We start from the raw sequence: 8,367 nt of genomic DNA on the forward strand, positions 1-8,367 counted from the left end.
CCAGCTCGTCCTCGCAGCGCTGCAGCAAGGCACGGCGGTTGAGGGTTTGGGTCAGCGAGTCATAGGTGGCCAGATGCTCCAGCTCGGTGCGCAAGCGGTCTGTGGYCATCAGCACCGCGCCGATGGACAACATGAGCACGGTGAGCGCATAGGCACCGATGTACAGGGTCTGGAACAGCGAGGGCTCCATCAGGTCGTTGCCCGCGTGCCCTGCCAGTATCGAACCCAGCCTGACCCCCAGTACCAGCATGTGCAGGCCCAGCATCACCTCCACCAGCCGCACCGGGAAGTTGCGCCCTCCGTGGCGCAGCATGAAGCGCAGTTGCGCGGCGTACAGCGCCCCCATCACCACGGTGAAAAACCCCACCCGCACGGCATAGTTGGGCCACCCGTAGGTCAGCCAGGCAAACACCACCGTGGTGCCGGCCATCACCCAGTTCCAGGTGCGCCAGGTGGCGGGCTGGCCCATGAACTGGCGGGTGCCCATGTAATAAGTGACCGAGCCCAGCACCAGCAGCTGGTTGGCCAGCACCAGGCCCAGCCAGTCGGGGATGGCGCCACGCGCGCCAAACAGCACGGTGGACAGAAGCCACAGCAGTGGCGCCGCCGCCCATCCGCCCACGCCCCGGATGCTGGGCGGGTAGTGCCGCCGCATGAACAGCAGCACCAGGGCCATGACGGCAGACATGAAGCCCGCCAGGGCGATCATGGAGCGCGGGTCGAGGTTCGTCATGCGGCAGGCAAGAGGAGGGGGAGGGACGTGCCGACGTAATAAATTGTTTCAAAGGCGAGGCCAGTATAGCGACGCACCCGCACGGCTCAGCGCTGTTTCGGTGCATGGTTTGCCCGAGGTTGGACCAGGGGCAGCGCGGGTGTGGACCGGTATGGGGCGGCAATGTGCGCCGTGTTGGTGCATTTTGTATGCAAAGTTCATAAAACATTGTGTACAAAGTTGGCATGGGCCTTGCGTAGGGCATACGCCATGCAAAGCACCCACCCTGCGCCCACCTCCGCCGCCATTGAAATCGTGGCGCTGACCAAACGCTACGCCCAAGGCAAGCCCGCCGTGGATGCGATCGACCTGCGCATTGCCAGCGGCAGCTACTGCTGCCTGCTGGGGCCTTCGGGCTGCGGCAAGAGCACCACGTTGCGCATGATCGCTGGGCACGAATCGGTGACGAGCGGCGACATCCTGCTGGAAAACCGCAACATCACCGACCTGCCCGCCGCCGCACGCGGCACGGCCATGATGTTCCAGAGCTTTGCGCTGTTCCCGCACCTCTCGGCGCTGGACAACGTGGCCTTCAGCCTGAAGATGAAAGGCGTGGCCAAGGCCGAACGCCAGGCCAAGGCGCGCGACCTGCTGGAGCGCGTGGCCCTGGGGCACCTGGCCGAGCGCAAGCCCGCAGAACTCTCCGGTGGGCAGCAGCAGCGCGTGGCGCTGGCGCGGGCCCTGATCACCCAGCCGCGCGTGCTGCTGCTCGATGAGCCGCTGTCGGCCCTCGACCCTTTTCTGCGCATCCAGATGCGCGCCGAGCTGCGCCGCTGGCAAAAAGAGCTGGGCCTGACTTTTATCCATGTGACCCACAGCCAGGAAGAAGCCATGGCACTGGCCGACACCATGGTGGTGATGAACCACGGCGTGATCGAGCAGGTGGGTTCGCCCCACGAGGTCTACAACCRKCCSGCSAGCGAATTCGTGGCGCGCTTCATGGGCGGGCACAACGTGATCGACACACCCGAAGGCAAGGTGGGCGTGCGCACCGACCACCTGCAGATTGCCCCCGCCAGTGCCGAGTTGCCCTGGGGTGCCCAGCGCATGCAGGCCGTGGTGACCGATGTGGAATACCAAGGCACCTACGTGCTGGTGGGCCTGCAAAAACACGGCGCAGTTCTGTCGGCCAACGCCACGGCGGCGTATTCGGTGATGGTGTCCGAGGCCGCCTTTGCTGCGCAGCCCTACCAGGTGGGGCAGGGCGTGCAACTGCACTGGACGCCCGACCAGGCGCACCCGCTGTCCGTGCCCGCTCCCGCAGTGGCCGTCGCCGCCTGACCGCGCCGCCGCTTTACCTCTTTTTCCACCCGTCCCCTTCCGCAACCCAAGGAGTTTTCCCATGTCCGATGCTTCCCGTGCTGATTCCCCTGTTGTTGTCTCCGATGCCACTGGAGTGGCGCGCCGTTCGTTGCTCAAGGGCACGGCGGGCATCCTGGCCGCTGGCATGTTCCCGGCCGTGCATKCGCAGGAAAAGATCGTGCTGCGCTACCTGGGCACGGCGGTGAACCAGGACAARGCSATTGCCGAGAAGTTCAAGGCCGACACCGGCATCGAGATCCAGTACGTGGCCGTGACCACCGACGACGTGACCAAGCGCGCCGTCACYGCGCCCAACAGCTTYGACCTGATCGACACCGAGTWCTTCTCGCTSAARAAGATCGTRCCCACSGGCAACYTCAAGGGCATCGAYACCAAGCGCATCAAGAACGCCGACAAGATCACCACGCTGTTCACTACCGGCCAGGTGGCCGGCAAAGCCGTGGGCGACCAGGGCACGGCACCTAAGAAGGTGATCTACCTGGAAGGTGAAAAGTCCAAGAAGTTCGCGACTGCGCCCACGCAGTTCATGAGCCTGATCCCCACCGTGTACAACGCCGACACGCTGGGCATCCGCCCCGACCTKATCAAGCGCCCCATCRRCTCSTGGGCCGAGCTGCTCAAYCCSGARTTCAAGGGCAAGGCCGCGATCCTGAACATYCCSTCSATCGGCATCATGGACGCCGCSATGGTGGTSGAGGCCAWGGGCMTCTACAAGTACCCCGACAAGGGCAACATGACCAAGAAGGAGATTGATCTCACGATCAAGACCCTGATCGAAGCCAAGAAGCAGGGCCAGTTCCGCGCGCTGTGGAAGGACTTCAACGAGTCGGTCAACCTGATGGCATCGGGTGARGTGGTGATCCAGTCGATGTGGAGCCCGGCTGTGACGGCCGTGCGCACCAAGGGCATTGCCTGCAACTTCCAGCCGCTCAAGGAAGGCTATCGCGCCTGGGCCGCCGGCTTTGGCCTGCCCGCCACGCTGAGCGGCCGCAAGCTCGATGGCGCCTACGAGTTCATCAACTGGTTCCTGGACGGCTGGGCCGGTGCCTACCTGAACCGCCAGGGCTACTACAGCGCCGTGCTGGAGACCGCCAAGTCCAAGATGGAAGCCTACGAGTGGGCCTACTGGATGGAAGGCAAGCCCGCCACGCAGGACATCAAGAGCCCGAATGGCGATGTGCTGGCCAAGGCCGGTGCAGTGCGCGACGGCGGCAGTTATGAGTCGCGCATGGGCGGCATCGCTTGCTGGAACGCGCTGATGGACGAGAACAACTACATGGTCCAAAAGTGGAACGAGTTCGTAGCGGCGTAAGGAGTGCACCCCCTGAGGCGCTGCGCGCCTTCACCCCTCTCTCGACCCGCTGCGCGGGTCGGGAGGAGGACGCTCCCAGCGCACGCAAGCGAAGCGCTGCATTCGCAGCTTGGCGGCCCTTGCGCGGGAGCACTGGCATTGGGCCGCGACGGTTTCAACAGCCGGCTGCGAAGCACAGCCCGCTAGATATTTGATTGCAAACACCATGAGCACGACCACACAGTCCTTACCTGCTGCAGCTGTCCCTGGCCGCAGCATTGCCGCCTGGTGGCAGGCTGCGCCGTTCACGCTGGTGTTCGCGCTGTTTTTTCTGATTCCGCTGGCGCTGATCGTGATGGTCAGCTTCTGGGACTTCAATGAGTACGAGCTGTTGCCCGGCTTCACGTTCAAGAACTACGTGTCGATCTTCGCGGGCTGTGGCGATGCGTCAGACGGCCTGTGCGTCACGCTCAAGACGTATTACTCCACGCTCAAGTTCAGTTTTCTCGTGTGGCTGATCACACTGGTGATCGGCTTCACAGTGGCCTATTTTTTGGCCTTCCATGTGCGCTCTTCGGGCATGCAGACCCTGCTGTTCGTGCTGTGCACCATCCCGTTCTGGACATCGAACGTGATTCGCATGATCTCGTGGGTGCCGCTGCTGGGGCGCAATGGGCTGGTCAACCAGACGCTGATAGGCATGAACCTGATCGAGACGCCCGTGGAGTGGCTGCTGTTCTCGGACTTCTCGGTGGTGCTGGCCTTTGTGCACCTGTACACCATGTTCATGATCGTGCCCATCTTCAACAGCATGATGCGCATCGACCGCAGCCTCATCGAGGCGGCCAGCGACAGTGGCGCGAGTGGCTGGCAGACGCTGTGGAACGTGATCGTGCCGCTCTCGCGCACCGGCATCATCATCGGCTCGATCTTTGTGATCACCATCGTCATGGGCGATTTCGTGACCATCGGCGTGATGGGCGGGCAGCAGATCGCATCGATTGGCAAGATCATCCAGGTGCAGACGTCTTACCTGCAGTTCCCGCTGGCGGCGGCCAATGCCGTGATCCTGCTGGCCGTGGTGCTGATGATCATCTGGGGCCTCACACGCCTCGTCGACATTCGCAAGGAGCTGTGAGATGAAAGTCCGTGAATCTCGTCCCGCCAGCTTCTGGCCCCTGGCCATCTTCTTTGCGCTGTTCGTGCTGTTCATGTACGGACCCATGTTCGTTATCTTCATCCTGAGCTTCCAGGGCCCYGARGGCGGGCTSACYTTCCCYWTGCGCGGCGTSTCGCTGCACTGGTTCSMCARGCTGGCCGAAGGSCTGGGCGTGGTGGACATCGGCGCGGCGCTGTGGCGCTCGCTAGGCCTGGGCGTGGCGGTGATGCTGTGCACGGTGGTGCTGTCGGTGCTGGCGGGCCTGGCGTTTCGGAAGCGTCTGGCGGGCGGCAACACGCTGTTCTTCATCGTCGTGGCCAGCCTCATCATGCCGTCCATCATCGTTTCGCTGGGCATCGGGCTGGAGTTCCGGCTCATCGACAACGGCATCAAGGCGGCGCTGGAATGGCTGGGCATGGGGAGTGCGCTGGAGGGCTATGGCACGTCGTTGGGCCTTTTCACCTCGGCCCTGGGCGCCCACCTGACGTGGACGCTGCCGTTTGGCCTGCTGATCATGTTCGCGGTGTTCAACCGCTTCAACCCTGCSTACGAAGAAGCCGCRCGCGACCTSGGCGCCACGCCSTGGCAGGGCTTTGCCCATGTGGTGCTRCCGCTGATYGSGCCGTCGRTCGTGGGCATYGGCATGTTCGGMTTCACGCTCAGCTGGGACGAGATCGCCCGCACCTCGCARGCCATYGGCGACGTSAACACGCTGCCGCTSGAGYTGCAGGGCCTGACCAGCACGGTGACCACGCCGTCCATCTACGCGCTGGGCACGGTCACCACCGTGGTGTCGTTTGCCGTGATGGGCGTGACGCTGCTGCTGGTGTGGGCACTGGGCCGCAGGCGCAAGGGCCGTTCGGGTTAAAAACGGCACCCTTATGACGACCACCCTCCCCAAGCCCCGGCGCGCGCGCGCTGCGGTCACCGAACCGCCCGTGCAGCCCGACACGACGGGCCAGCTCAGCGACAACGACATGTACGACCGCATGGTCTCGGCCATCCTCGACCACCGTCTGCCGCCCGGCACCAAGCTGGTGGAGGACAAGCTGGCGGCTGCCTTTGGCGTGTCCCGCACACGCGTACGGCCTGTGCTGGTGCGGCTGGCCAATGAGCAGGTCGTCACGCTCACACCCAACCGGGGCGCATCGATAGCGCAGCCCACGCCGCAAGAGGCGCTGGAAGTGTTCGAGGCCCGCCGCCTGCTCGAGCCGCGTCTGGTGGAGCTGTTCATCGCCAACGCCACCGATGCCGACATCGCCGCACTGCGCACCTGCATCGACGACGAAGAGGCCGCGCGCGCCAGCGGTGACATGCGCCGCGCCATCCGCCTGTCGGGCGACTTTCACCTGCACATCGCACAAGCGGCAGGGCACCAGACGCTGGGGCGCATCCTGCGCGAGCTGGTGTCGCGCACCTCGCTCATCCTGATGACCTACAGCCCCAGCCACGCGCAGACCCGCGAAGAGGCCACGGCCTGCGGCTGCCGCGAGCACCGTGCGCTGATCGACGCCATCCGCCTGCGTGACGCGCGCGAGGCGCCCCGGCTGATGCTGGCCCACCTGGCGCGGATCGAGTCGCAGCTGGAGTTCACGCCGCCTGCGGCAGAGGCGCCCGATCTGGCGCGGTTGCTGGGCGGGGTCTGACGGTTTTTTCACACGCTTGCCCATGCGCCAACTGCTTGTCATCAACCCCAACATGTCGGCCCATGTCAGTGCCTTGCTGCAGCGGCATGTGCAGGGGGCTGCGGGATCGCATGTGGCGGTGCGCACGGCCACGGCCCGCTTTGGCGCACCGTACATCGCGTGCGAGGCGAGCTACGCCGTGGCGGCCCACGCCGCGCTCGATGTGTGGGCGCATGAGATCGCACAGCCCCAGACCCCGCCCGACGCGGTGCTGATCGGCTGCTTTGGCGACCCTGGCCTGATGGCGCTGCGCGAGAGCAGTCCGGTGCCTGTCACCGGCCTGGCCGAAGCGTCATTCATCGAGGCTGCGCGCCACGGCCGCTTTGCCATCGTCACCGGCGGCGAGCGCTGGGGCCCCATGCTGCAGCGCCTGGCCCAGGCGCTGGGCCACGCCCACGCACTGGCAGGCATTCACACCGTGGCGCCCACCGGTGCCCAACTGGCCGCAGACCCCGAGGCGGCCCGCGCATTGCTGGCCCAGGCCTGCCGGGATGTGGTGCGGCAGATGGGGGTGCAGGCCGTCATTTTGGGTGGGGCGGGGCTGGCAGGCATGGCTGCCGCCGTGCAGCCGCAGGTGTCGGTGCCCGTGATCGACAGCGTGGTCGCCGGTGCCACCTGGGCGCTGCGCACACCCCCCGTGCCACCGGAGCGCAAGGTGGCGGGGTTTGATGTGGCCTGGGTGGGGGTGTCTCAGGAAATGGCGGCGCTGGGCACCCGCTGCGTTGTCTGACCCGGCCTTGCAGGCTGGCGGTTGCGCAAGGGCTCGAAATCTCTGCCAGAGAGCAGGTTTCGAGTGTTTTTGGCTGGATGCACTAGAAGAATATGCGCTGGTTGCTATGAAATTTGAAGCGCTGTGCGTTCTGCGCGTTAGGGCGCCAGCGTCTTCGGCCGGTAGTCGCAATACTCGCTCACCACACATTCCCAGCAGCGCGGCTTGCGCGCCTGGCACACATAGCGGCCCAGCAGGATGAGCCAGTGGTGCGAATCCACCGCATAGGCCGCAGGCACGCGCTTCATCAGCTGCAGCTCCACCGCCAGCGGGTTCTTGCCCGGTGCCAGGCCGGTGCGGTTGCTCACGCGAAAGATGTGCGTGTCCACCGCCATGGTGGGCTGGCCAAAGGCCACGTTCAGCACCACGTTGGCCGTCTTGCGGCCCACGCCGGGCAGGGCCTCCAGCGCCTCGCGCGTGCGGGGCACCACACTGCCGTGCTGCTCCACCAGGATGCGGCAGGTTTCCATCAGGTTCTTGGCCTTGGTGCGGTACAGGCCGATGGTCTTGATGTAGYCCTCCAGSCCCTCCAGTCCCAAATCCAGGATGGCCTGGGGCGTGCCTGCCACGGGGAACAGCTTGCGCGTGGCCTTGTTCACSCCCACGTCRGTSGCCTGSGCCGASAGCAGCACGGCGGCCAGCAGYTCGAACGGGGTGGTGTATTCCAGCTCCGTGTTGGGCATAGGGTTGGCCGCCTTCAGGGTGGCGAAGAAGGGCTCGATCTGGGCGGTTTTCATCATCATCGTTGGCGGGGTGGGGCAGGTGGCTGGCTTCTTTTGGCGGGCGTGGCCGGTGGCGCATTGTCCCGCAGCTGCGCCTGCAGAAACTCCAGGAACATGCGCACGGCAGCGGGCAGGGTGCGGCCGCTCAGGGTTTGCAGCTCGGCGGCGCGGGCGCTCATGCCGGGCTCGCGGATCTGGGCGGCATGCATTTCGCCGCGCTGCACCCGATCGCGCACCGTCACCTCGCCCGAGATGGACAGGCCGCCGCCATGCAGCACAAAGTGCATCAGCGTCTCGAAGTGGTTGCACACCAGCGCGGGCTCAAAGACGAGGCCACGCTGGCTGCAGCCAATGTCGAACAGCTGGCGCACGGTGTTGTCGCGCTCGGGCAGGGCGATGGGGTAGGCGTGCATCTGCGCCAGCGTGACGGAGTGGGCCCGTGCGAGCGCGTGGTCAGGCCGCATGATGGCGATGACGGGTGCGGCCTGGCGGTGCTGCACGGTGATGTCCCGCTCGGCCGAGCGGCTGTAGGTCAGCCCAATGTCCGCATCGCCGTTGAGCACCGCCACGGTCACAGCTGCGGGGCTGGCCACGCGCAGGTGGAACTGGATGCCGGGGTACCGCAGGCGGAACTGCGCCATCACGC

The 8,367-nt window shown here is 65.5% G+C and carries 8 protein-coding genes and 1 pseudogene; 6 read left to right on the forward strand and 3 right to left on the reverse strand.

Going from position 1 to position 8,367, the window contains the following annotated elements; all coding sequences use genetic code 11:
• Window positions 1–733: pseudogene (locus AC04MI_RS21220) on the reverse strand (GGDEF domain-containing protein); the annotation flags it as partial.
• A gap of 249 nt (window positions 734–982) precedes the next feature.
• Here AC04MI_RS21220 and AC04MI_RS21225 point away from each other — a divergent pair.
• The 6 genes from AC04MI_RS21225 (at window position 983) to AC04MI_RS21250 (ending at window position 6,960) form a co-directional block, all read left to right on the forward strand.
• Window positions 983–2,053 (forward strand): ABC transporter ATP-binding protein, encoded by a 1,071-nt coding sequence (locus tag AC04MI_RS21225; RefSeq protein ID WP_476498618.1) that lies wholly within the window; start codon window positions 983–985, stop codon window positions 2,051–2,053.
• A gap of 61 nt (window positions 2,054–2,114) precedes the next feature.
• Entirely contained in the window at window positions 2,115–3,407 is a 1,293-nt protein-coding gene (locus AC04MI_RS21230) for an ABC transporter substrate-binding protein (protein WP_476498619.1), read from the forward strand.
• A gap of 205 nt (window positions 3,408–3,612) precedes the next feature.
• Window positions 3,613–4,524: an ABC transporter permease gene (locus AC04MI_RS21235; protein ID WP_436079064.1), complete on the forward strand. Its 912-nt coding sequence runs from the start codon at window positions 3,613–3,615 to the stop codon at window positions 4,522–4,524.
• 1 nt (window position 4,525) lies between these two features.
• Entirely contained in the window at window positions 4,526–5,413 is an 888-nt protein-coding gene (locus tag AC04MI_RS21240) for an ABC transporter permease (protein ID WP_476498620.1), read from the forward strand.
• Between the two features lie 13 nt (window positions 5,414–5,426).
• On the forward strand, window positions 5,427–6,191 hold the full coding sequence (locus tag AC04MI_RS21245) for a GntR family transcriptional regulator (protein WP_056747172.1): 765 nt from the start codon (window positions 5,427–5,429) through the stop codon (window positions 6,189–6,191).
• 22 nt (window positions 6,192–6,213) lie between these two features.
• On the forward strand, window positions 6,214–6,960 hold the full coding sequence (locus tag AC04MI_RS21250) for an aspartate/glutamate racemase family protein (protein WP_436079062.1): 747 nt from the start codon (window positions 6,214–6,216) through the stop codon (window positions 6,958–6,960).
• A gap of 137 nt (window positions 6,961–7,097) precedes the next feature.
• Here AC04MI_RS21250 and nth read toward each other — a convergent pair whose 3' ends face one another.
• A complete protein-coding gene (nth, locus tag AC04MI_RS21255) occupies window positions 7,098–7,736 on the reverse strand; it encodes an endonuclease III (RefSeq protein WP_476498622.1) in 639 nt (212 codons plus the stop codon).
• 2 nt (window positions 7,737–7,738) lie between these two features.
• Window positions 7,739–8,367: LysR substrate-binding domain-containing protein (locus tag AC04MI_RS21260; RefSeq protein WP_476498621.1), on the reverse strand; the 629-nt coding region annotated here is incomplete at its 5' end.

It is taken from the genome of Acidovorax sp. LjRoot204, assembly GCF_056175785.1.